The sequence below is a fragment of the Burkholderia sp. SR8 genome (assembly GCF_052851275.1).
In genome coordinates this window covers 1-23,484 of record NZ_JAULUC010000014.1, presented here as the reverse complement: position 1 = coordinate 23,484, position 23,484 = coordinate 1, and the positions used below count along the sequence as shown (strand labels likewise).

The 23,484-nt window shown below is 69.1% G+C and carries 17 protein-coding genes and 1 pseudogene; 9 read left to right on the top strand and 9 right to left on the bottom strand.

Features of this window, described 5'->3' with window-relative positions:
• Nucleotides 1–307 precede the first annotated feature (307 nt).
• The 5 genes from bioA (at nt 308) to Q3A80_RS18675 (ending at nt 5,219) form a co-directional block, all read left to right on the top strand.
• Complete coding sequence (bioA, locus tag Q3A80_RS18695; protein ID WP_446330409.1) at nt 308–1,651, top strand: adenosylmethionine--8-amino-7-oxononanoate transaminase; 1,344 nt, start codon at nt 308–310, stop codon at nt 1,649–1,651.
• Nucleotides 1,648–2,841, top strand: coding sequence for an 8-amino-7-oxononanoate synthase (gene bioF, locus Q3A80_RS18690; protein ID WP_446330408.1), 1,194 nt, complete (start codon nt 1,648–1,650; stop codon nt 2,839–2,841). Before bioA ends, bioF begins: the two co-directional genes overlap by 4 nt.
• Nucleotides 2,838–3,557 (top strand): dethiobiotin synthase, encoded by a 720-nt coding sequence (bioD, locus tag Q3A80_RS18685; protein ID WP_446330407.1) that lies wholly within the window; start codon nt 2,838–2,840, stop codon nt 3,555–3,557. Before bioF ends, bioD begins: the two co-directional genes overlap by 4 nt.
• A gap of 35 nt (nt 3,558–3,592) precedes the next feature.
• Nucleotides 3,593–4,612, top strand: coding sequence for a biotin synthase BioB (bioB, locus tag Q3A80_RS18680; RefSeq protein ID WP_446330406.1), 1,020 nt, complete (start codon nt 3,593–3,595; stop codon nt 4,610–4,612).
• Between the two features lie 205 nt (nt 4,613–4,817).
• A complete protein-coding gene (locus Q3A80_RS18675) occupies nt 4,818–5,219 on the top strand; it encodes a hypothetical protein (RefSeq protein ID WP_446330405.1) in 402 nt (133 codons plus the stop codon).
• A 17-nt stretch (nt 5,220–5,236) separates the two neighbouring features.
• Here the strand turns inward: Q3A80_RS18675 and Q3A80_RS18670 are convergent, their stop codons facing one another.
• Together Q3A80_RS18670 and Q3A80_RS18665 are read right to left on the bottom strand one after the other, a co-directional pair.
• Nucleotides 5,237–5,962, bottom strand: coding sequence for a copper homeostasis protein CutC (locus Q3A80_RS18670; protein WP_446330404.1), 726 nt, complete (start codon nt 5,960–5,962; stop codon nt 5,237–5,239).
• A 76-nt stretch (nt 5,963–6,038) separates the two neighbouring features.
• The gene (locus Q3A80_RS18665; RefSeq protein WP_446330403.1) at nt 6,039–7,325 is read right to left on the bottom strand and encodes a sensor domain-containing phosphodiesterase; all 1,287 of its coding nucleotides are present in this window, start codon (nt 7,323–7,325) and stop codon (nt 6,039–6,041) included.
• Nucleotides 7,326–7,616: 291 nt separating this feature from the next.
• Here Q3A80_RS18665 and Q3A80_RS18660 point away from each other — a divergent pair, with 291 nt between their 5' ends.
• Nucleotides 7,617–9,284, top strand: coding sequence for a Na+/H+ antiporter (locus tag Q3A80_RS18660; protein ID WP_446330402.1), 1,668 nt, complete (start codon nt 7,617–7,619; stop codon nt 9,282–9,284).
• Nucleotides 9,285–9,376: 92 nt separating this feature from the next.
• Here the strand turns inward: Q3A80_RS18660 and Q3A80_RS18655 are convergent, their stop codons facing one another.
• Nucleotides 9,377–12,952 (bottom strand): indolepyruvate ferredoxin oxidoreductase family protein, encoded by a 3,576-nt coding sequence (locus tag Q3A80_RS18655; protein ID WP_446330401.1) that lies wholly within the window; start codon nt 12,950–12,952, stop codon nt 9,377–9,379.
• A gap of 2,308 nt (nt 12,953–15,260) precedes the next feature.
• Nucleotides 15,261–15,818 carry a sugar O-acetyltransferase gene (locus Q3A80_RS18650; protein ID WP_446330400.1) on the bottom strand — a complete coding sequence of 186 codons (558 nt, stop codon included), beginning with the start codon at nt 15,816–15,818 and terminating at the stop codon, nt 15,261–15,263.
• Between the two features lie 561 nt (nt 15,819–16,379).
• Between Q3A80_RS18650 and Q3A80_RS18645 the strand changes: the two genes are divergently transcribed.
• Nucleotides 16,380–16,994, top strand: a complete 615-nt coding sequence (locus Q3A80_RS18645) for a glutathione S-transferase family protein (RefSeq protein ID WP_446330399.1) — start codon at nt 16,380–16,382, stop codon at nt 16,992–16,994.
• Nucleotides 16,995–17,070: 76 nt separating this feature from the next.
• Here the strand turns inward: Q3A80_RS18645 and Q3A80_RS18640 are convergent, their stop codons facing one another.
• Both Q3A80_RS18640 and Q3A80_RS18635 read right to left on the bottom strand, forming a co-directional pair.
• Entirely contained in the window at nt 17,071–18,048 is a 978-nt protein-coding gene (locus Q3A80_RS18640) for an ion channel (RefSeq protein ID WP_446330398.1), read from the bottom strand.
• Between the two features lie 183 nt (nt 18,049–18,231).
• Nucleotides 18,232–19,251, bottom strand: a complete 1,020-nt coding sequence (locus Q3A80_RS18635; RefSeq protein ID WP_446330397.1) for a sulfate ABC transporter substrate-binding protein — start codon at nt 19,249–19,251, stop codon at nt 18,232–18,234.
• A gap of 458 nt (nt 19,252–19,709) precedes the next feature.
• Here Q3A80_RS18635 and dapA point away from each other — a divergent pair, with 458 nt between their 5' ends.
• The gene (gene dapA / locus Q3A80_RS18630) at nt 19,710–20,609 is read left to right on the top strand and encodes a 4-hydroxy-tetrahydrodipicolinate synthase (protein ID WP_446330396.1); all 900 of its coding nucleotides are present in this window, start codon (nt 19,710–19,712) and stop codon (nt 20,607–20,609) included.
• Between the two features lie 56 nt (nt 20,610–20,665).
• Here dapA and Q3A80_RS18625 read toward each other — a convergent pair.
• The 3 genes and pseudogenes from Q3A80_RS18625 to Q3A80_RS18615 form a co-directional block, all read right to left on the bottom strand.
• Nucleotides 20,666–21,044, bottom strand: a pseudogene (locus Q3A80_RS18625) (type II toxin-antitoxin system VapC family toxin); the annotation flags it as partial.
• Nucleotides 21,044–21,253, bottom strand: a complete 210-nt coding sequence (locus Q3A80_RS18620; RefSeq protein ID WP_446330395.1) for a hypothetical protein — start codon at nt 21,251–21,253, stop codon at nt 21,044–21,046. The pseudogene Q3A80_RS18625 and the gene Q3A80_RS18620, both read right to left, overlap by 1 nt.
• A gap of 114 nt (nt 21,254–21,367) precedes the next feature.
• The gene (locus tag Q3A80_RS18615) at nt 21,368–22,411 is read right to left on the bottom strand and encodes a LysR substrate-binding domain-containing protein (protein ID WP_446330394.1); all 1,044 of its coding nucleotides are present in this window, start codon (nt 22,409–22,411) and stop codon (nt 21,368–21,370) included.
• Nucleotides 22,412–22,508: 97 nt separating this feature from the next.
• On the opposite strand from Q3A80_RS18615, the gene Q3A80_RS18610 reads away from it, so the two are divergent.
• Nucleotides 22,509–23,484: MFS transporter (locus Q3A80_RS18610; RefSeq protein ID WP_446330393.1), on the top strand; the 976-nt coding region annotated here is incomplete at its 3' end.

The window sequence follows — 23,484 nt, the reverse complement described above, 5'->3', positions numbered from 1 at the left end:
ATTCCCCTTCGCGCCCCGCTCACCTTCCCGCCCCGATTTTTCAACGGCCGCGCCGCCGCCCGCGTACGATTTTTTCTATCAGGGGGGTGTCACTCGAACGTCGTCATCTGCGCTCATTTCGGCACATCTGGCGCGTACCGTCCCGAGCACCGCCAAACTGCGCCGAACTCCCGCCCCGCAAGGCTTTGCGGCGTTTGTAACCGGTAGTGCAACGGGCGGCGGAACACGCTAATCTCAGCGCGTTTTCCGTCTGTCGCCGCGCGGTATCCGGTTCGATACCCGCCGCCGTTTGATCCCCGGAGTTGCCTTGAGTACGCCAGCCACCGATGACTGGGTCGCGCGCAGCCTGCGCGCGGTCTGGCATCCCTGCACCCAGATGAAGCACCACGAGCGCCTGCCGCTCATCCCCGTCGCCCGCGGCGCGGGGGTGTGGCTGTACGACCGCGACGGCCGCCGCTATTTCGACGCGATCAGCTCGTGGTGGGTGAACCTGTTCGGCCATGCGAACCCGGACATCAACGCGGCGCTGAAGGACCAGCTCGACACGCTCGAGCACGCGATGCTCGCCGGCTGCACGCACGAACCGGCGATCGAGCTCGCGGAGCGGCTGCACGCGCTCACCGGCCGCACGCTCGGCCACGCGTTCTTCGCGTCCGACGGCGCGTCGGCCGTCGAGATCGCGCTGAAGATGAGCTTCCACGCGTGGCGCAACCGCGGCCGCGCGGACAAGCGCGAATTCGTGTGCGTCGCGAACAGCTATCACGGCGAGACCATCGGCGCGCTCGGCGTGACCGACGTCGCGCTGTTCAAGGACGCGTACGACCCGCTGATCCGCAACGCGCACGTGGTCGCGTCGCCGGACGCGCGCGGCGCGCTGCCGGGCGAGACGGCCGCCGACGTCGCGGGCCGCGCGCTCGACGACGTCCGCCGCCTGTTCGCCGACCGTGCGGACCGGATCGCCGCGCTGATCGTCGAGCCGCTCGTGCAGTGCGCGGCCGGCATGGCGATGCACGATCCGTCGTACGTGCGCGGCCTGCGCGCGCTCTGCGACGAGTTCGGCGTGCACCTGATCGCCGACGAGATCGCGGTCGGCTGCGGCCGTACCGGCACCTTCTTCGCATGCGAGCAGGCCGGCGTCTGGCCCGACTTCCTGTGCCTGTCGAAAGGCATCAGCGGCGGCTACCTGCCGCTGTCGCTCGTGCTCACGCGCGACGACGTGTTCGCGGCGTTCTACGACGACGACACGACGCGCGGCTTCCTGCATTCGCATTCGTACACGGGCAACCCGCTCGCGTGCCGGGCGGCCGTCGCGACGCTCGACCTGTTCGCGCGCGACGACGTGCTCGCCGCCAACGCGCGCAAGTCGGCCGCGATGCGCGCCGCGCTTGCGCCGCTCGATGTGCACCCGCAGGTGCGCGACCTGCGCGAACGCGGCACGTTGTTCGCGTTCGACGTCGCGCTCGACGGCGACGCGGCACGCGGCTTCTCGCGGCGCTTCTTCGAACGCGCGCTCGAACGCGAGCTGCTGCTGCGCCCGATCGGTACGACCGTGTACCTGATGCCGCCGTACGTGATGAGCGACGACGACATCGCGTGGCTCGCGCAGCGCACGCGCGAGACGCTCGACGCGACGCTCGCGGAGGCCGCATGACCACGACGCCCCTCCTCGACACGCTGCAGCGCGGCCTCGCCGAACTCGATGCGCAGGGCCTGCGCCGCGTGCGCCGCACCGCCGACACCGCCTGCGACGCGCACATGCGCGTCGACGGCCGCGACATCGTCGGCTTCGCGAGCAACGATTACCTCGGCCTCGCCGCGCATCCGGCGCTCGTCGCCGCGTTCGCCGAAGGCGCGCAGCGCTACGGCTCCGGCAGCGGCGGCTCGCATCTGCTCGGCGGCCATTCGCGCGCGCACGCGGCGCTCGAGGACGAGCTCGCCGGCTTCGCGGGCGGCTTCTGCGACGCGCCGCGCGCGCTGTACTTCAGCACCGGCTACATGGCGAACCTCGCCGCGATGACGGCGCTGACGGGCAAGCACGCAACGATCTTCTCCGACGCGCTGAACCATGCGTCGCTGATCGACGGGATCCGGCTGTCGCGCGCGAACGTGCAGGTCTATCCGCATGCGGACATGGCCGCGCTCGCCGCGCTGCTCGATGCGTCGGAGGCCGAAACGAAGCTGATCGTCAGCGACAACGTGTTCAGCATGGACGGCGACATCGCGCCGCTCGCCGAACTCGTCGCGCTGGCCGAGCGCCACCACGCATGGCTCGTCGTCGACGACGCGCACGGCTTCGGCGTGCTCGGCCCGCAGGGCCGCGGCGCGCTCGCGGCCGCCGCGCTGCGCTCGCCGAACCTGCTCTACGTCGGCACGCTCGGCAAGGCAGCCGGCGTCGCGGGCGCGTTCGTCGTCGCGCACGAGACGGTGATCGAATGGATGATCCAGCGCGCGCGCAGCTACATCTTCACGACGGCCGCGCCGCCGGCCGTCGCGCATGCGGTATCGGCAAGCCTGAAGGTGATCGCCGGCGACGAAGGCGACGCGCGACGCGCACACCTCGCCGCGCTGATCGAGCGCACGCGCGCACTGCTGCGCACGACGCGCTGGCAGCCGGTCGACTCGCACACGGCCGTGCAGCCGCTCGTGATCGGCAGCAACGACGCGACGCTCGCGGCGATGCGCTCGCTCGACGCGCACGGCCTGTGGGTGCCCGCGATCCGGCCGCCGACGGTGCCCGCCGGCACGTCGCGGCTGCGCATCTCGCTGTCGGCCGCGCATTCGTTCGACGATCTCGCGCGGCTCGAAGCCGCATTGCTCGAAGCCAGCAAGGAAGCCGCATGACCGCCCCCCTTTCGCTTTTCGTCACGGGTACCGACACCGAGATCGGCAAGACCTTCGTATCGGCCGCGATGCTGCACGGCTTCGCGCGGCACGGGCTGCGCGCGGCCGCGCTGAAGCCCGTCGCCGCCGGCGCGTACGAGCGCGACGGCGTGTGGCGCAACGAGGACGCCGACCAGCTCGACGCGGCCGCGAACGTCGTGCTGCCGCCCGAACTGCGCACGCCGTTCCTGCTGAAGGCGCCGGCCGCGCCGCACATCGTCGCCGCGCACGAAGGCGTGACGCTCGACATCGACACGATCGTCGCGAGCCACCGCGAAGCGCTGACGCGCGCGGACGTGGTCGTCGTCGAAGGCGTCGGCGGCTTTCGCGTGCCGCTGAACGACACGCAGGACACGGCCGATCTCGCGGTCGCGCTCGGCCTGCCGGTCGTGCTGGTCGTCGGCGTGCGGCTCGGCTGCATCAGCCACGCGCTGCTGACGGCCGACGCAATTGCCGCGCGCGGCCTCACGCTCGCCGGCTGGGTCGCGAACCACGTCGACCCGGCGATGTCGTACGCCGACGAGAACGTCGCGACGATCCGCGACTGGCTCGCGCGCGAGCATCGCGCGCCGCTCGTCGGCCGCATCGCGCACATGCGCGCGGCCGACCCCGAATCCGCCGCGGCGATGCTCGACATCGCCGCGCTCGTCGACACGCTGCGCGCCGCGCAGCATTGACGCCCCGATCCCCGCATTCACGAAGGAAAACCACCATGACCCAAGCCCAGACCGCCGCCGTGCAATCCGACGCGATCCCCGTGGCCGCTCCGGCGCCGCAGCGCTGGCGCGTCGCCGACGTCGTCGCGCTGTTCGAGCTGCCGTTCAACGACCTGATGTTCCGCGCGCAGCAGGTGCATCGCGAGCACTTCGACGCGAACGCGGTGCAGCTGTCGACGCTGCTGTCGATCAAGACCGGCGGCTGCGAGGAAGACTGCGGCTACTGCTCGCAGTCGTCGCACCACGACACGGGGCTGAAGGCCGAGAAGCTGATGGACGTCGACGCGGTGCTCGACGCCGCGCGCGCGGCGAAGGCGAACGGCGCGAGCCGCTTCTGCATGGGCGCCGCATGGCGCAACCCGAAGGAGCGCCACATGCCGGCGCTGACCGAGATGGTGCGCGGCGTGAAGGAACTGGGCCTCGAAACCTGCATGACGCTCGGCATGCTCGAGGACGAACAGGCGCAGCAGCTCGCGAATGCGGGCCTCGACTACTACAACCACAACCTCGACACGTCGCCGGAGTTCTACGGCCAGGTGATCTCGACGCGCACGTACCAGGACCGTCTCGACACGCTCGATCGCGTGCGCGATGCGGGCATCAACGTGTGCTGCGGCGGCATCATCGGGATGGGTGAATCGCGCCGCGAGCGCGCGGGCCTGATCTCGCAGCTCGCTAACCTGAACCCGTATCCGGAATCGGTGCCGATCAACAACCTCGTCGCGATCGAAGGCACGCCGCTCGAAGGCACCGCGCCGCTCGATCCGTTCGAATTCGTGCGCACGATCGCGGTTGCGCGCATCACGATGCCGAAGGCCGTCGTGCGGCTGTCGGCCGGCCGCGAGCAGCTCGACGACGCGATGCAGGCGCTGTGCTTCCTCGCGGGCGCGAACTCGATGTTCTACGGCGACCAGCTGCTGACGACGAGCAACCCGCAGACGCAGCGCGACCGCGCGCTGTTCGAGCGGCTCGGGATTCGCGCGAGCCAGGCCGATGCGCTGGCGGAGAACGCGTAAGCAGTCGATCGCGCCGCGCGTATCGTGCGCAAACGAAAAAGCCGGGGCATGCCCCGGCTTTTTTCATGCTTCGTCAAACCGCGTTGCCGATTGCGTGCAGGGACGCAAGCGCCGCACTAACATTGCGTTTCCGCCGCGAAACGCCGGGCGCACCGAATGCCCGGCGACCGCGCGGACATCCAGTCACACATCCGGGGAAACAGGAATGAAGAAAACGGCACTGATGCTGCTCGCCCTCGTCGCAACGACCGCGCATGCCGCGGCACCGAAATGCTCGACGCAGACACTGAACGGACACACCAGCGAACTGTGCGTGACGAACGTACCGTTCCAGCACGACTACTACACGCTCAAGGTCGACCGTACGCTGATCTTCGTGTTGCCGGACGACTATATCGAGGACGTCGCGCTCACGCACACGATCCCGAAGGATGCGGCGATCGAGTTTCCGCTGTCGCAGCAAGGCACGCCCACCGTGAAGATCTCCGGCGGCTGCGCGGCGGTCAGCGAAACACAGGACGGCCACGCGGTCGAGGTCGGCCGGCGCTGTTCGTTCAAATGGGGCAACGTCGAAATCCTGAAGGATCTGGCGATCCGTTACGACTGATGCGCGTCGCGGCGGCATCACACGTGTGCCGCCGCCCCGTCGAGCGCCGCGCGCACGCGTTCGATCTGCTGTTCGTCGATCGGTGCCAGCACCTCGCCGCGCATCCGCACGCCCGAGCCGAAATGCACCGCGCGCACGCCCGTCGCGCGAACGAAATCGCCGACCGCATCGACCGTCAGCCCCGAGCCGGCCAGCACCGTACACGTCGAACCGGCCGCGTGCCGCACGAGCCGCGCGATCGTCGCGACGGCGTCGAGCACCGACGGATGGCCGCCCGACGTCAGCACCGACGTGACGGCCGGCACGCGCAGCAGCGCGTCGAACGCGGCGTTGAGATCGCGCGACACGTCGAACGCGCGATGGAACGTCAGATGGCGCCCGTCGGCCGCGGCCGCGATACGCTCGAGCGCGCCGAGATCGACATCGCCGCGCGCATCGAGCGCGCCGAACACGACACCGTTCGCGCCGGCCGCGACGGCCGCGCGCACGTCGCGCTCGATCGCGCGCAGGTCGTCGGCGTCGTAGACGAACGAACGGCTGTGCGGGCGCACGATCACGTTCACCGGAATCGGCACGGAAGCGACGACGGCCTCGATCAGCCCGACGCTCGGCGTGAGCCCGCCCTCGGTGATCGCGGTCACGAGTTCGAGGCGGTCGGCGCCCGCGCGCGCGGCGGCCTTCGCGTCGCCGACGGTCGTGGCGATCACTTCGAGGAGGACGGCGGAAGCGGCGGTTCGGGTCATCGGCGGCTCGCGAATCGTCTGGACAATGCGCAAATCCTAGCCGAGCGGCGCGAACCGCGCCAGCATCGCCGCGTCGCTATGCGCCGTCGGCGTCCTCGTCGGCCCAGTCGATATCGCCGCACAGCACATGCTGCGCATCGCCGATGCGCACGGCCACCGACAGCGTCACGCACGGCTGCGCCTCGTTGATCGACAGGTACGGGCGCGTCACCTGCACGCGTCCGGGCTCGGCGATCGCCGTGCGGAAATACGGCCGACGCAGCCAGTTCGCGCCCTGCGCATCCGCGAGCGGCGAGAAGCGCGCCTCGGCGAGCGCGCGATCGGCGCGCAGCACGACGTTGCGGCCCGCCTGCCGGCCGCGCGCATCGAGCAGGAAGCAGCGCGCCGCAGCGTCGAGCGCAAGGAAGTTCCAGCACACCTCGTCGAGCGGCTCGCCGGCCGCCACGCGCTCGGCCGCGCGCTCGAACGCGCGCAGGTACGGCGCGAGCCGCTGCGCGTCGCGCCGCTCGCGCGCGTCGGTCTGCTCGCGAAACCGCTCGGTGAGCTCGGCGATGCAGCCGGTCGCCGCCGCACTGTCGGGCAGGCCGGGCGCCGGACGGCCGAAGTAATAGCCCTGCACGAAATCGGCCTCGCACGACAGCGCGATCTGCGCGTCGTGCTCGGTCTCGATCCCTTCGACGAGCACCAGCTTGCCGGCCTCGTGCAGCAGCGTGACGAGGCCGTGCAGGATCGCGGTGAGCCCGGTGCGGTGCGCCGCGTGCGACAGCATGATCCGGTCGAGCTTCACGATGTCCGGATTCAGCTGCCAGATGCGCTCGAGATTGGAGTGGCCGGCGCCGAAATCGTCGAGCGCGATCAGGAAGCCCTGCGCGCGGAATTCGCGCACGGCGTCGGCGAGCCGTTCGACGTCTTCCGCGCGCTGTTCGAGCACCTCGAGCACGATGCGGCGCGGCGGCATCCCGACGCGCTTCAGGTTCGCGAGCAGCGCGGCCGCCTGGAACGGGTCGGTGAGCACGCCCGGATGCACGTTGAGGAACAGCCACTCGCGCTCGGCGCCGAGCAGCGCGAAGTTCTCCAGGTGCAGCGCCTGCGCGAGCCGGTCGAGCTGCAGCAGCTCGCCCTGGCGCGCGGCTTCGCCGAACACGTCGAGCGGCGACACCGCGCGGTCGAGCGCATCGTGCGCGCGCAGCAGCGCCTCGTAGCCGACCGCGCGCTGGTGCGACAGGCTGAAGATCGGCTGGAACACGGTCGTGAGCGTCAGGTCGCGATGCTGCGTGGCCAGCCGTTCGAGGCCGGAGCTCATCTCCCGCTCGAAACGGTACGGCGACGCGGCGGCCGGACGCTCCTGCTGCACGATCGTCATGGCGCCCTCCTGGCGATGCCGCGGATCGCGGCGGGTGAACGGGACGGCGTGCGCAATGTCATGGTGGAATCCTCGGTTGTCCGGCCGGTGCCGAACGGTACGCAAGCATCAAGCAAGCTCCGTGCAAGCGCTGAACGCGTGCGCGGTGCGTAGGTTCGGCGCCGCCGCACCAGCGTGGCGCGAGCCGGCTGCACCGTTTGCGTGCATCCGCACCGGCGCGCTCGAACGCACCGGTCACGTCGTCACGCTACACTCCGTACGGTCGTTTCATTCTCCGCACCCGCCGTATCGATGGAAATCGTTTTCACAGTCCTGATCCTGCTGCTCACCGTCGCGCTGTCCGGCGCGATCACGCGCGTGCTGCCGTTGCGCCTTCCGCTGCCGCTGATGCAGATCGTGTTCGGCGCGATGCTCGCGTGGCCGAAGCTCGATCTGCACGTCACGTTCGATCCCGAAATCTTCATGCTGCTGTTCATTCCGCCGCTGCTGTTCGCGGACGGCTGGCGGATTCCGAAACGCGAGCTGTACCTGCAGCGCCGCGCGATCCTGATGCTCGCGTTCGGGCTCGTGTTCATGACGGTACTCGCGGTCGGCTACTTCGCGCACTGGCTGATACCCGAGTTGCCGCTGCCGATCGCGTTCGCGCTCGCGGCCGTGCTGTCGCCGACCGACGCGGTCGCGCTGTCGGGCATCGCCGGCAAGGGGCGCATTCCGCCGCAGCTGATGCACATCCTCGAAGGCGAGGCGCTGATGAACGACGCGTCGGGCCTCGTCGCGCTGAAGTTCGCGATCGCGGCCGCGCTCACCGGCGTGTTCTCGCTGCGCGACGCGTCGATCACGTTCGTGATCGTCGCGGCCGGCGGGCTCGCGACGGGCGCGATCGTCGCGTGGCTGTTCAGCGCGCTGTCGACGCGCTTCCTGAACGCCGAGCAGGAAGGCGATCCGGCCCCCGGCATCGTGATGACGCTGCTCGTGCCGTTCGCCGCGTACCTGTTCGCCGAGCACCTCGACCTGTCCGGCGTGCTCGCGGCCGTGTCGGCCGGGATGATGATGAACTACACGAGCTTCTCGCGCAAAAGCACCGTCGCGTCGCGCGTGCGCGCGGAAAGCACGTGGGCGATGATCGAGTTCGTGTTCAACGGCATGGTGTTCATCATGCTCGGGCTGCAGCTGCCGCACATCATCGGCCGCGCGCTCGTCGACGCGCATCACACGAGCGACGCGCTGGTCGGCCGGATGATCTTCAACGTGTGCGCGATGATGCTCGCGCTCTATGCGATCCGCTTCCTGTGGGTCTGGCTGCTGCGCTGGATCGCGAGCCGGCGCGCCGCGCGCCACGGCCTCGCGGGCACGATGGCCGGCGTGCGCACGATCGCAGTGATGACGGTCGGCGGCGTGCGCGGCGCGGTCACGCTCGCGGGCGTGCTGTCGATTCCCGTCGCGCTGTCCGACGGCGCGCCGCTGCCCGGGCGCGACACCGCGATCTTCGTTGCGTCGGCGGTGATCCTCGGCTCGCTGATCGTCGCGGTGATCGGCCTGCCGCTGCTGCTGCGCGGCGTGCGTTCGACGCGCAACCCGCTCGCCGACGAGGAGCGCACCGCGCGCGCGGCCGCCGCGCAGGCCGCGATCCGCGCGATCGATGCGTCGCACGACGCGATCTCGGCCGATCTCGACGAATCGGGCGCCGCGCGCTGCGCGGACATCTCCGCGCGCGTGATGGACCAGTATCGCCGCCGCCTCGCCGCGCTCGCCGAGGACGGCCCGACGCCGCGCGCGCAAGCGAAGCAGACGGAAACGATGGAACTGCAGATGCGGATCGCGGCGGTGCGCGCGGAACGTTCGGTGCTGTACCGGTTGCGCAGCGAGAGCAAGATTTCCGACGAGACGCTGACGAAGCTGATCCGCGAGATCGATCTGTCCGAAACGGCGCTGTCGACGCGCAAGAAAGGGATCGTCTGAGCGCAGCGCGCGTCGCACGGCGACGCGGCCATCCATGAAAAAACGGCGACGCGCAGGCTGCACGTCGCCGTTTTCACATCCGCGCGTTCGCGTTACTTCGCGACGACGACCGGAATCCCCTTCAGCATCCCCGCGCCCTTCATCTCGTCGAGCGCGTGCTGCACGGCCGCGCTCGTCGCCGCGTCGATCCCGAGCTGCAGCGCGAGCTCGCGCTCCGCACGCTTCACGCCGGCGAGGTTGCGCACCTTCACGTGACCGAAGCCGCGCACGCGCGCATGCAGATCGGCCAGCTGCGTGACCTGCGCCGCATTGGCTGCGGTCATCGCGGCGAGCGCACGCGTGAGCGTCGTCTCGTAGTCGTCCGCGAGCGCGCGCTCCATCCTGCGCTCGGCCGTGCGGCCGAACGGATCGAGCCACGTGCCGCGCAGGCTGCGCACACGTGCGAGCATGCCGAGCACCGGCCACATCCACTGGCCGAACACGCGCTTCTTCGGCGCGCTGCCGTCGCGGCCGGCCTTCGCGACCGTCGGCGGCGCCAGGTTGAACTTCACGCGATAGTCCTGCCCCGGCACGCCTTCGAACTGCGCTTGCAGCGCCGTGCGGAACGCGCCGTCCGCGTACAGCCGCGCGACCTCGTATTCGTCCTTCACCGCGAGCAGCCGGTAGAACGTCGTCGCGACCGCACGCGTCAGCGCATCGTCGCCCTTCGCGCGCGCCGCGCTCACCAGCGCGCGGTAGCGCTCGACATAACGCGCGCCGCCGTACGCGTCGAGACGCGCCTCGCGATCGGCGATCAGCTCGGCGAGCGTCTCCGGCGCGGCGTGCACGGCGGCCGCCGCGTGACGCGCGTTCCACAACGCGTCGAGGCCCGCGGCGTCGCCCGCGGCCATCCGGCCGATCGAGAACGCGAGCTTGTTCATCGGCACCGCGACGTTGTTCAGCTCGATCGCGCGCATCATCGCGGCGAGCGACACCGGCACGAGACCGAGCTGCCATGCGTAGCCGAGCATCAGGATGTTCGCGCCGATCGAGTCGCCGAGGAATTTCGCGGCGAGCGCCTGCGCGTCGCAGCTCGACAGATAGCCGTCGCCGGCCGCGTGGTGCATCTTCTCCAGCAGCGCGTCCGCGTGCAGGCTCGCGTCGGGGTTCTGCACGAACGACGCGTTCGGGATCCGGTGCGTGTTGACGACGATCCGCGAACGCCCGTGGCGCACCGTCTGCAGCGCCTCGGCGCTCGCGCCGACGACCATGTCGCACGCGAGCAGCACGTCGGCCTGCTGCGTGTCGATGCGCACCTGGTTCAGCCAGCGGTCGCTCGACGCGATCCGCACGAACGACAGCACCGAGCCGCCCTTCTGCGCGAAGCCCATGAAGTCGAGCACCGACGCGCTCTTGCCTTCGAGGTGCGCGGCCATGCTGATCAGCGCGCCGACCGTGACGACGCCCGTGCCGCCGACGCCCGTCACGAGCATGTCGTACGGCGCCGCGTCCAGATGCGTCGCGGGCACCGGCAGCGCGGCGACGCGCGCGGCGAGCGCCGCTTCGTCGAACGCGGCGCCGGCCGCCTTCTTCAGCGCCGCGCCTTCGACCGTCACGAAGCTCGGGCAGAAGCCGTTCACGCACGAGTAGTCCTTGTTGCATGACGACTGGTCGATGCGGCGCTTGCGGCCGAGCGGCGTCTCGAGCGGCTCCACCGACAGGCAGTTCGACTGCACGCCGCAGTCGCCGCAGCCTTCGCACACCGCGTCGTTGATGAACAGGCGCTTGTCCGGGTCGGGGAATTCGCCCTTCTTGCGGCGACGGCGCTTCTCGGCCGCGCAGGTCTGGTCGTAGATCAGCACGGTGACGCCCGGCGTCTCGCGCAGCTCGCGCTGCACCGCGTCGAGTTCGCTGCGGTGATGGAACGTCGTGCCGGTCGGGAACTGGCCGTGATGGCCGTCGTATTTCTCCGGTTCGTCGGACACCACGACGAAGCGCGACACGCCTTCCGCCTCGACCTGCCGCGCGATCTGCGGCACCGAGATGCTGCCGTCGACCGGCTGCCCGCCCGTCATCGCGACCGCGTCGTTGTAGAGGATCTTGTACGTGATGTTCGCTTTCGCCGCGACCGCCTGACGGATCGCGAGAATGCCCGAGTGGAAGTAGGTGCCGTCGCCGAGGTTCTGGAACACGTGCTTCGTGTTCGTGAACATCGCGTGCGCGGCCCAGTCGACGCCTTCGCCGCCCATCTGGATCAGGCCGGTGGTGTCGCGCTCCATCCACGACGCCATGAAGTGGCAGCCGATGCCGGCCTGCGCGATCGAGCCTTCCGGCACTTTCGTCGACGTGTTGTGCGGGCAGCCCGAGCAGAAGTACGGCGTGCGCTTCACCGCATCCGCTTCGTTCGACAGGATCTGCGGCGCGACGAGATCGACGACGCGTTCGCGGCGATCGAGCGCCGGCTTGTGGCGCGCGAGCCATTCGGCGAACACCGGCAGGATCCGCGACGGCCGCAGTTCGCCGAGCTCGGACAGCAGGCATGCCCCCGCCGCATCGTGCTTGCCGAGCACGCGCGGGCGCGCACCGTCCGCACGGTTGTACAGGTAGTCCTTGATCTGCTGCTCGATGACGGGGCCCTTCTCCTCGATCACCAGCACTTCCGCGAGCCCGTCGACGAAGGTCTCGATGCGCGTCATCTCGAGCGGATACGACAGGCCGACCTTGTAGATCCGCACGCCGGCCGCGTCGAGATCGTCGACGGTCAGGTCGAGGCGGCGCAGCGCTTCCATCAGGTCGAGGTGTGCCTTGCCGCAGGTGACGATGCCGACGTCCGCCTGCGCGCTCGGCGCGATCCACTTGTCGATGCTGTTGGTGCGCGCGAAATGGCGCACCGCGTCAAGCTTCGCGGCGAGGCGCGCCTCGATCGTGAGGCTCGGCAGGTCGGGCCAGCGGTTGTGCAGGCCGCCTGCCGGCGGCGTGAAGCCCGGCGGCGCCGGCCATTGCGTCTGCAGTGCGTCGAGATCGACGGTCGAGCCCGACTCGACGGTCTCCGAGATCGCCTTGAAGCCGACCCACGCGCCCGAGTAGCGCGACAGCGCCCAGCCGTACAGGCCGAATTCGAGCATGTCGGCGATGTTCGACGGGTTCACGACCGGCATGTGCCACGCGATCATCGCGAAGTCGCTCTGATGCGGCATCGACGACGACACGCAGCCGTGATCGTCGCCCGCCACCACCAGCACGCCGCCGTGCGGCGACGACCCGTACGCGTTGCCGTGCTTCAGCGCGTCGCCCGCACGGTCGACGCCCGGGCCCTTGCCGTACCACATCGCGTACACGCCATCGACGGTGCGCTCCGGATCGGCCTCGACGCGCTGCGTGCCGAGCACCGCGGTGCCGCCGAGTTCCTCGTTGATCGCGGGCAGGAAACGCACGCCGCCGGCATCGAGCAGTTTCTTCGCCTTCCACAGCTGCTGGTCGACCATCCCGAGCGGCGAGCCGCGGTAGCCGCTGACGAAGCCGGCCGTGTTCAGGCCCTGCGCGATGTCGGACGCGCGCTGCATCAGCAGCAGGCGGACCAGCGCCTGCGTGCCGGTCAGGAAGATCCGGCCGCGCGTGGCGGTCAGGTTGTCGGTCAGACGGTAGTCCGATAGTGCGGGCGTGCCGTCGACGGGCAGGCGGGCGGTCATGGGGATGTCTCCTGATTGTGCTGTTCTGGGGCCGCGCACCGCGGCGTCGGGCGACGCCGGCCGGGGCAGCTGAATGGCTCTATTTTTTCGCGGGGAGACGAGAAAGTTTTTTCTCATCTTGCGCGGGACGGCGCGGAGTGAGAAAAACTGCGCAGATTTTGAGCCGGAATTGAGAGAGTTCTCGCGCGGGCGATTCGGCGAAGGGCGGCGAGCCCGTTCGGGCGCGGCGGTTGGTTGCGCCGGTAAGCGCGGGAATGGCGCCGGAATGGCGCGGGTGGTCGGCGGATGCGGCGGCGAATGCTTGCCGGCCGCCGGACAAGGGTTTCGGCGGGGTTTCGGCGGGGTTTCGGCGGGGTTTCGGCGGGGTTTCGGCGGGTTTCGGCGGGGTTTCGGCGGGGTTTCGGCGCCGGAACGGCACGTCCTCACCGTCCGGATGCACAGCAATCCGATTGGGATCGCGCGCAGGATGTCCACAATGCGTTCGCTGCCGGCCGATCGGCGCGCGCACTCACCGGTCGATTGCACAGGGTTTGGAGTCGAGTCGTGGCGTGGATTTCCACACCGTAATCGCGCCGCCGATCGGGCGGATTCCGATGCTCACCGCTGAAATCCACAGCGCGACGAGTCGATGTCGAGCGCAGATATCCACACCGTGGGTCCGTGTCCCGCAGATGCGGCGTTCGCCCTCACCTTTCGGGCGCACAGGATTGCGAGTCGGTTCGGTGACGCGATATCCACACGTGTTGCGGTCGCACGCGGCGCGCGAACGAATGCGTCGATTCCGGTGTGGAGAGATCGGCAACCGGCCACTGCAAACACTGTGAAATTCAACGGTGACTGTCGGGGCTGCGATCGAACGAACGCGGCGATTCGGGTTCGGATGGCTCGACACCAAAACCACTCAAGACACTCCGAAATGCAACGGCGAGCACCGGCTCGGCGATCGAACGACCGTGGCGATTCGGGTGTGCGCGGGTCGACACCCAAACCACTCAAGACACTGTGAAAATCAACGGTGAGTGTCGGCGCAGCGAGCGAACGAGCAGGCCGATCCGGGCGTGGACCGATCGACCCGCCGACCACTCGAGATTCTGTGAAATTCATCGGTGAGCATCGGCGCGGCGATCGAACAAGCAGGCCGAACCGGGTGTGGATAGATCGACGACCAAACCACGCGAAACACTGTGAAACTCGACGGTGAGCGTCGACACAGTGATCGAACGACTGCGCCGATTCGGGTGTGGATCGCTCCACCCGCGAACCACTCGATACGCTGTGAATTTCGATGGTGAACGTCAGCGCGTCGATCGAACGCGTGCGTCGATTCGGGTGTGGACAGCTCGACAACCAAACCACTCGAGACACTGTGAAATTCGATGGTGAGGGTCGGCGCAGTGACCGAACGAGCGCATCGATCGCGGTGTGGATAGCTCGACAACCCAACCACTCGAGACACTGTGAAATTCGACGGTGAGAGCCGGCGCGTCGCCTCACGGAAGCGTCGATTCGCGCGTGGACGGCGGCGCATGCGATCAGTCCGCGGCCCGTGCGCTCGGCTCCGAACAGCCGCACTGGAGCGGCCCGACGGCTGATCGGCCCATTACGCTCACCATGGAAATACACAGCGCTTCGAGTCGCTTCGCGGGCCGGATATCCACATCGGCGGACGCACTCGAACGACACGCACGGTCGCGTGTACGGTTAGAATGCGCGACCCGCGAAGCCAGGTCGGGCGTTATTGGCGGCCCCGCATGCCGCATTCCGGCACGCTCGCGCGCTGGCACTCACCATCCGGATTCACAGCGCTCCGAGTGAATTGCGCAGCAGGATATCCACACCGTGGTGCGCGTTCGGATCTATTACCGGATCGCGCGGGCCGTTAGAATGCGCGTCGTGCCGAGTTGCGCGCGACGCCCGCCGGAAGTCCTTGCCAGGCAAGCACCACACGCAATCGGGCGTCGCCGCTCACCGATTGAAAGCACAGCATTTTTCTTCGTTGCGAGCCCCGGTTGTCCACACGCTCCATCGCGCATTCGCGCCGCGGGCGTTCGCGCTCACCGGTGAAATGCACAGCGTGCCGAGTGATCCCGGGCGGGGATATCCACAACCGAAAAGACGTATGGATTCAACGCTGACGCAGCGCGCAATGTCAGTTCACGGACGTGTCCGCCATCAACGCCAAACGCCGGAAAGCCGCGTCGATTCTGCGTGCGCCCGCGCGCTCACCATTCGATTCCACAGCGTTTCGACTGAATGGAAGGGGCGGTTGTCCACATTCGCCCGCCGGCGCGCGGCATCGGCAAGCCCGTCACGCCGCGATCGAGCGGATGACGCGCGCCGGGTTTCCGCCAACCAGCGTATCCGGCGGAACGTCTTTCGTCACGACTGAACCGGCGGCAATCACCGCGTTCTCGCCGACCGTCACGCCGCCGACGATCGTCGCGCCCGCGCCGATCCATACGTTGCGCCCGATCGCGATCGGCCGGGCGACGACGACCTCGCGCCGGCGGGACGGCTCGATCGGATGGCCCGACGTGATGAGGCTCACGTTCGGCCCGATCATCACGTCGTCGCCGATATCGAGGCCGCCGAGGTCGTAGAACGTGCAGTTCTGGTTGACGAACACGTTGCGGCCGATCTGCATGTCGGCGCCGCCCGTCGCATAGAACGGCGGAATCAGCAGGAACCCGGCATCCATCGGTTTGCCGATCAGTTCTCCGAACAACGCGCGAATTTCGTCCGCATCGTCGAACGTCAGCCGATTGAGCCTGGCGGTGATTGCCATCGTCCGCGTAAGTTCGGCGCGCATCGCGGCCGATTCGGGCGTGCGCCGCGGGATGATCGTGATGCGATCGTCGTTCGTCATTCGTTGCTGTTCTCCGTATGCGATGGAGCAGGTAGATGCGGCGCGTGACGACAGCACGTGATTCGCCGAATACGCTCGCATGAGCTCGAATTCAATGACCCCGACGACTCGCGACACACCGCCCGCGTACGGCGTGCCCGCCGCGGTCGCAGCCACGCGCGTCTTCGAGCGCCTGCCGGACGGCCGTTCGCGCTTCGCATGCTGACGCGACTGGCACCTGCCGCGGTCCGTGGAAAGCGATTCCTCACGCGTTCATCCGACCAAGCCGCGCCGTCACCGCAAACTTGCGCGGGACAGTGTAGCGGTGCTGGTTCGAGAACAGCTGTTCGCCAGACAACTAGCAATTAGTTAGTCGATAACTAGTCCTACGACGAACTCCCGTCGCGCGGCGCTTTGCGGGCGATCCGCGGGAAATTTACGCTCACGGCGACCTCGCATGCCCGCAATTCGCCGCCCAACCGAGCCCCATCGCGTTCCCATTCGCCACTGTCCGAACCTCTGCCGCTCGGGTACGCTTGAGCAACGACCGAACCGACACGCACACTGATACGCGGAGGCGCGATGAAGCTCTACTACTGGCCGAAAACCCGGGCATTCCGGGCGCTGTGGATGCTGGAGGAAATCGGCGCCGTCTACGAGCTCGTGCCGATCGATCTGCGCTCGCACGAACAGGGCAGCGACGCGTTCGTCCAGGTCAATCCGATGGCCAAGCTGCCCGCGCTCGACGACGGCAGCGAACCGTTCGCCGAATCCGGCGCCGTGCTGCTCTATCTCGCCGATCGCTGCCCGGGTGCCGGGCTCGGTGTCGCGCCCGACGATCCGCTGCGCGGCCGCTTCCTGCAGTGGATGTTCTTCACGCCCACCTGCCTCGAGCCCGCGATGGCCGAGAAATTCACCGGCGCGTCGGGCAATCCGGTCGCATTCGGCTGGGGCAACATTACGCGCGTGCAGCGTGCGCTCGCGCAGACGCTCGCCCATCGCCGGTGGCTCGTCGGCGACCACTTCACCGCGGCCGACCTGCTGCTCGCCAGCACGCTGAAGATCGCGTTCGACGCACACCTGCTGCCGCACGAAGGTGTGCTCGGCGACTACGTCGCTCGCGCCGAGGATCGCGACGGCTACCGCCGCGCAGTCGCCGTCGAACAGCGCGAAGCGGCGCGGCTGCTGCACGCGTGATGCGGCGGGAACGGCGCGGCATCGCGTAGCGGCGATCGCGCCGGGATGCCGCGTCGGTTCACACCGGCGCCCCGCGCTACGCCGCCGGCCCCGATGCCTGACGCGCGGCCGCCCCGGCGTCGACGACCACGCCCGGCGAACCGCGTTCGTCGGCATCGGTATCGTGCTCCACCGGCACGACGTCGTGGAAATGCGTGTAGTCGATGTGGGTGACGCCGTCCTCCTCGTGCATCAGGTCGACATAGCGGTGCAGCCAGCGGATCTCCGCGTGCGCCCACGAGTAGCGCGCCTGCATGGTCTGCGACGTCGTTTCGTCGGAACCTTCGATCGTGATCAGCAGCGACGCATCGCGCGCGGCGAGCGATTCGGCCGTCTCGCCGAACAGCGGGCTGGTTTCGTCGATCACGTGCATCAAATTCCAGCCGAGCAGGAAGATCGGATGCTCGTTGCGCACGAGCGGCAGGTCGTGGATCTTGCGCAGCGTATAGCCCTCGTGCGTGCCTTCGACGCGCATCAGCCGCAGCTTCGCCTGCGCTTCGGCGATCACGTTCTGGCGCGCATTCGCGGCACGCACCATCAGCGTCATCCGCCCGTTCAGCGGCCGCACGATCGCGTAGCGCGCGAACAGGATCTTCGCCTGCGGCCGCGAGAACCGCGCGAATACGAGGCCGGTCGCCAGCGCGATGCCCGACATCCCGATGAAGATCTCGAACGTCGCGACGACGTGCGCGTAGACCGTCTGCGGATGCATGTCGCCGTAGCCGACGGTTGCGAGCGTCTCGACACTGAAGAAGAACGCGCCGGCGAACCCGGCCGGCGACTGGTTCGCGATCGACGCGTGCCCGAGCAGATAGAGCGTCGCGAAGCCGCCGTTGAGCAGCAGGAACAGCACCGCGAGCGACAGGAAGAACACGGGCCAGCTGACCGTCAGCGCGCGGTGGTACAGGTCGCGCCAGCCGAGCGGCGGCATCCCGTACGCGATCACGGGGCGAGTGCCCGACCAGAGCTTGCGGCCACGGCCGCGGGAGGCGGGGGAGGACGAATCGACGTTCATCGCGCGAGGCCTGAAGCAGGAAGGCGATGAGCGTAGCACGCGAACGCGGCGGCCGGAAATGCGCAGCGATGCGGAGCGGGCATCAGCCGCGGCGGGACGAAAAAAACCGGCCGCATGGGCGGCCGGCTGCGCGGTGGTCCTGCCTGCACGCGTGCGGCCTGCGGCGTGCGGCGTGCGCCGCGCCTACTTGCGGTCGACGATCACGCGATCGAACGTGCCGCCATCGGCGAAGTGGGTCTTCTGCGCGTTCGCCCAGCTGCCGAAAACCTGCTCGACGCTGAACGTCTTCAGCGGCTTGAACTCGGCCGCGTGCTTCTTCAGCACGTTCGCATCGCGCGGACGCAGATGGTGCTGCGCGATGATCTCCTGCGCCGGCGGCGTGTACAGGTAGTCGAGATACGCCTGCGCGACCTTGCGCGTGCCCTTCTTGTCGGCAACCTTGTCGACGACGGCGACCGGCGGCTCCGCGAGAATGCTCGCCGACGGATACACGGCGTCGAATTCGGCGCCCGCCACGCCGGAATCCATCAGCGCGACTTCGTTCTCGAACGTGACCAGCACGTCGCCGATGCCGCGCTGCGTGAAGGTCGTCGTCGCGCCGCGGCCGCCCGAGTCGAGCACCGGCACGTTGCGGAAGATCGCCTTCTCGAAGTCGAGCGCCTGCTGGTCGGTCGCGCCTTTCTGCTTCTGGTAGCCCCATGCGGCAAGGTACGCGTAGCGGCCGTTGCCCGACGTCTTCGGGTTCGCGATGATCACCTGCACGCCCGGCTTCGCGAGATCGCTCCAGTCCTTGATCGCCTTCGGGTTGCCCTTGCGCACGAGGAACACCATCGTCGTCGAGTACGGCGAGCTGTTGTGGGGAAAGCGCACGCGCCAGTCCTTCGACAGCAGCTGGCCGCGCTCGGCGAGCAGGTCGATGTCGTTCGGCTGGTTCATCGTCACGACGTCGGCCTGCAGCCCTTGCAGCACCGACAGCGCCTGCGCGCTCGATGCGCCGTGCGACTGCTTGATCGTCACGGTTTCGCCGGTCTGCTGCTTGTAGGCGGCGACGAAGCTCGTGTTGATGTCCTTGTACAGCTCGCGCGTCACGTCGTACGACACGTTCAGGATCGACGTGTCAGCGTGCGCGGCCGTTGCCGCCACGACCAGCGCCGCCGCGGCGCCCGTATGCAGCCAGCGGCCGATCCCCTTGATGCTTGCCATCGTGATGTGCCCCGTTCAGTGGTGTTGACCATGCGTGACGGCGCGCTCGCGCGCTGTCATCGAAACGTAAGCGGGCATTCTAGCGGCCGCGCGCGGCCGCCCTTCCAATCTGTCGTGGAAAGCAAATCTCGAATCCTGCTAAACGGCACGCGCGGCTCGCGTGCGCGCCGGCTCCGGTGTTAAGATCGCCGCTCAGCCCTTTTCACGACTCAACGGTTCATCCATGTCCGCTGCCCTGCGCTCCCCGTCGATCCTTGCCGCCGTCGCGGCAGGTGCGCGCGCGGCCGGGCTGAAACTCAAAAAACGACTCCTCGACTGACGGGGACGTCGCGTCCCGTCAGGCGAATGCCGGACGGGATGCCCGCAGGTCGTTTCATTCTCCTTGCTCGCACGCCTCGCTCCGGCACACCGCCGGCGGAACGGTTTCCTCCCACTCCGTTTCCACCATGAGGCTTTGCATGCACACACGTTTCGAAGGTATCTGGCTGCCGATCATCACGCCGTTTCACGACGGCGAGGTCGACCACCGCGCACTTGCGCGACTCGCGCGCCACTATGCGGCCGCCGGCATCGCAGGCTTCGTCGCGGGCGCGACGACCGGTGAAGGCGTGCTGCTCGACGCGCGCGAACAGGACGCCGTGTTCGCGACACTGCGCGGCGCAGTGCCCGGGCTGCCGATCGTCGTCGGCCTGACCGCGAGCGCGACGCACTTCGCGGCCGCGCGCGCACGCGAGCTCGCCGCACTCCGGCCCGACGGGCTGCTCGTCACGCCGCCCGTGTACGTGCGGCCCACGCAGGACGGGATCCGCCGCCACGTCGAAGCGATCGTCGACGCGGCCGGCCTGCCGGTGCTCGTCTACAACATCCCGTACCGCACCGGCGTGAACGTCGAACTGGAGACGCTGCAGGCGCTCGCGCGCGACTCGCGCGTCGCGGGCATCAAGGAGTGCGGCGGCACGCTCGACCGGATGAGCCGGCTCGTGCACGACACGCCGCTCGCGATCCTGTCCGGCGACGACAACCAGAACTTCGCGGCGCTGTGCGCCGGCGCGCACGGCGCGATCGCGAGCAGTGCGCACGTGCTGCCCGAATGGCACGTGCGTATTCATGCGCTGCTGCGCGACGGCCGGCTCGCCGATGCACGACGGCTGTCGGTCGCGTTGCAGCCGCTGGTTGCGGCGCTGTTCGCGGAGCCGAATCCGGCGCCGGTGAAGGCGGTGCTGGCCGCGCAGCGGTGGTGCGAGGACGGGTTGCGGCTGCCGTTCGTGCCGGCCAGCGCGGGGTTGCGGGAGAAACTGGCGACAATCCTTGCCGCCCTCGCCGAATTCGACGTGGACGCGGACGCGGCTGCGGCATAGGCCGCGATGCGATGCGCGGGTCGGGCAACAGTGCGCTGCGCAGCCAGAGTGTCCCAAACTGTCAGAACGACGGACCGGCCGTAGCGTGCAAGCTGCGCGTCGGCCGTCACCCGTGTCAATGGCTCGTGCCGAGCCTGCGCGACGTGCAAGCGGTCGAACGGGTCGCGATGATGGTGCGGCAGTTCGCGTACTGCAGCCCCGTGGGCGGTGCGAACCGGCAGTTCGCGAGCACCGCTTGCGCCGGTCGAGCGGACCAGTCTGCGCACGTCGATGCCGAGCTTCCCGAGGCCGGACTTGATGGCGGCCTCGCAGATACTCAGCGCTGCCGACGCAGCGTTCGTCGGCAGCGGAGCTCAGTGCGCGTGCCCGCCCGCTGAGCTTCGGGTCATTCGTCACGATCACCAAAAAGACGTGCGTATCGAGCAACACACGCATCACCGTCCCTCGAACGCATCCGGCAGCGATGCCGGCAGCGGCGCATCGAAATCGTCTGCGATCCAGGCCTCGCCTTCGAGGACGCCGAACCGAACCGGCAGATCGGGCTGCGCGGTTCGAGCGGCGGGCGCGCCGCCGGCCGCGCTCGACGCGTCGCCGCGTTGCGATGGATCGATCGGGGCGCCGTTGGGTGGCTTTGCGCGTTGCATGAGGACCTCCGTTTCAGGTGTCCATCACGGTAGTCCGGTTCGCCCGACCGCTCCATTCGGCCGTTCGGCAGAGGAATGCGAACACACGCGGGGCTGCTGCTCCGCGATGCGTCCTCATGCCGCCAGCACCACCGCCTCCCGCTGCGTCGCGGCCCGCACCGCCCGCGTGACGATCCGCGCGAGCCGCTCGACGGTCGGCGTCGCCGACGACGTACGCCGCAGCAGCATCAGCGGCAGGTTCGGCAGCGCCGGCAGCCCGAACGATGGCGCGTCGAGCACGTGCACCGATGCGGGCAGCCCGTAGTGCGAGCGCACGGTCAACCCGAGGCCGGCCGCCGCCGCAGCCCACAGGCCCGCCAGGCTCGGTGTCGTGAAGGCGACGCGCCACGGCACGCCCGCGCGGTCGAGCGCGTCGGTCGCCGCGCCGAAGAACCGGCACGGCCGGTCGAACACGACGAGCGGCAACGGCTCGCCGGACGCGCGCAGCGCGCGAATACCTGTACCGCCACCGTGGGCCGCATCTGCCGGTCCACCGCCGTCGGGTATCCCCACGCCGCCGGCGCCGACCGCCGCGATCCACTGCATCGGCACCTGCGCAATCGCGTCGCTGTCGATGCCCGCGCGCGACAAGAGCGTTGCCGATGCGGGATCGCCCCACACGAGCGCGAGATCGAGCTGGTTCGCGTCGAGCCGCTCGAGCAGCTCGGCGTTGCGCGCCACCCGCGCCTCGATCCGCACCTTCGGATGCGCGCGTGCGAAACGCCCAAGCACGTCGGGCAGGATCGCTTCGCCGAAATCCTCCTGCAGGCCGACCCGCACCCAGCCGTCGAGATTCACGCCGCGCACGGCCGCGGCCGCTTCGTCGTTCAGTTCGATGATGCGGCGCGCATAGCGCAGCATCGCGTCACCGGCGTCGGTCAGCGCGAGCCCGCGCCCGGCCTTCACGAACAGCGGCGTGCCGGCCTGCTCCTCCAGCTTGCGGATCTGTGCGCTCACCGCCGACGTGGACCGCGCGACGCGATCGGCCGCCCGCGCGAAGCTGCCGAGGTCCACGCCCGCGACCAGGCTGCGCAACGCCGCGACATCGAAGTTCGGCCGGGCCAGCGCGGCGTCGGGCGCCGCGTGTTGGCCATCGTCTGGTGCGGACATTTCAATCATCCCGTTTTATCGAACGATTCATAAAAAACTTTCCGATTTTCAGGATGAATGTAGGCGGCCACACTGACGATGTCAATTTCCGAACGGGCCTGTCGTCATGGATACCACCTGCCTCGCTTCCCCGCCCTCGGCCGTGCGCGACGCGCGCGGCCCGGCGCATCGCTGGCGCGTACTCGCGGCCGGCGTCGCCGCGAACATGAGCTTTTCCGCCGCCGCGGCCGGCATTCCGACCACCGCCGTGTGGATGCGCTCTGCCTATCACCTCGACAACGGTGCGCTCGGGCTGGTGCTCGGCGCGCTCGGCTTCGGCGTCGCGCTGTCGGAGCTGCCGTGGGGCATTGCCGCCGACCGCTTCGGCGATCGCCGCGTGCTGCTCGGCGGCCTGATCGCGACCGCGGCGATGTTCGCGCTGATGGTGGCCTCGATCGTCCCGAGCGCGCACGCGGTGCCGCCGCTCGTGCGCGTCGTCGCGGCGATGTGCTGCGTCGGCCTGCTCGGCGGCAGCGTGAACGGATCGAGCGGACGCGCGGTGATGCGCTGGTTCGGCGAGCGCGAACGCGGCCTCGCGATGAGCATCCGGCAGACGGCCGTGCCGCTCGGCGGCGGTGTCGGCGCGGCGCTGCTGCCGTCGCTCGCGTCGCATGCGGGCTTCGCCGCGGTGTACGGCGCGCTGATGCTGCTGTGTGCCGGCTCGGCCGCGTTGACGTGGCGCTGGCTGCACGAGCCGCCCGCGGCGCCGTCCGTCACCGCAACGCGGGCTGGCGCGTCGCAACCGCCGGCCGCGCCCCGTCGCAGCCCGCTCGCGAGCGGCCGCGTGTGGCGCATCGTGCTCGGCATCGGCGCGCTGTGTGCGCCGCAGTTCGCGGTGCTCACGTTCGCGACCGTGTTCCTGCACGATTTCGGCCGGCTCGGGCTCGCCGGCATCAGCACCGCGATGGTCGCGCTGCAACTCGGCGCAATGGCGATGCGCGTGTGGAGCGGCCGCCATACCGACCGGCACGGCAACCGGCGTGCATATCTGCGCGGGTCGGTGTGCGTCGCGGCCGGATCGTTCGCGCTGCTCGCGGCCGCGA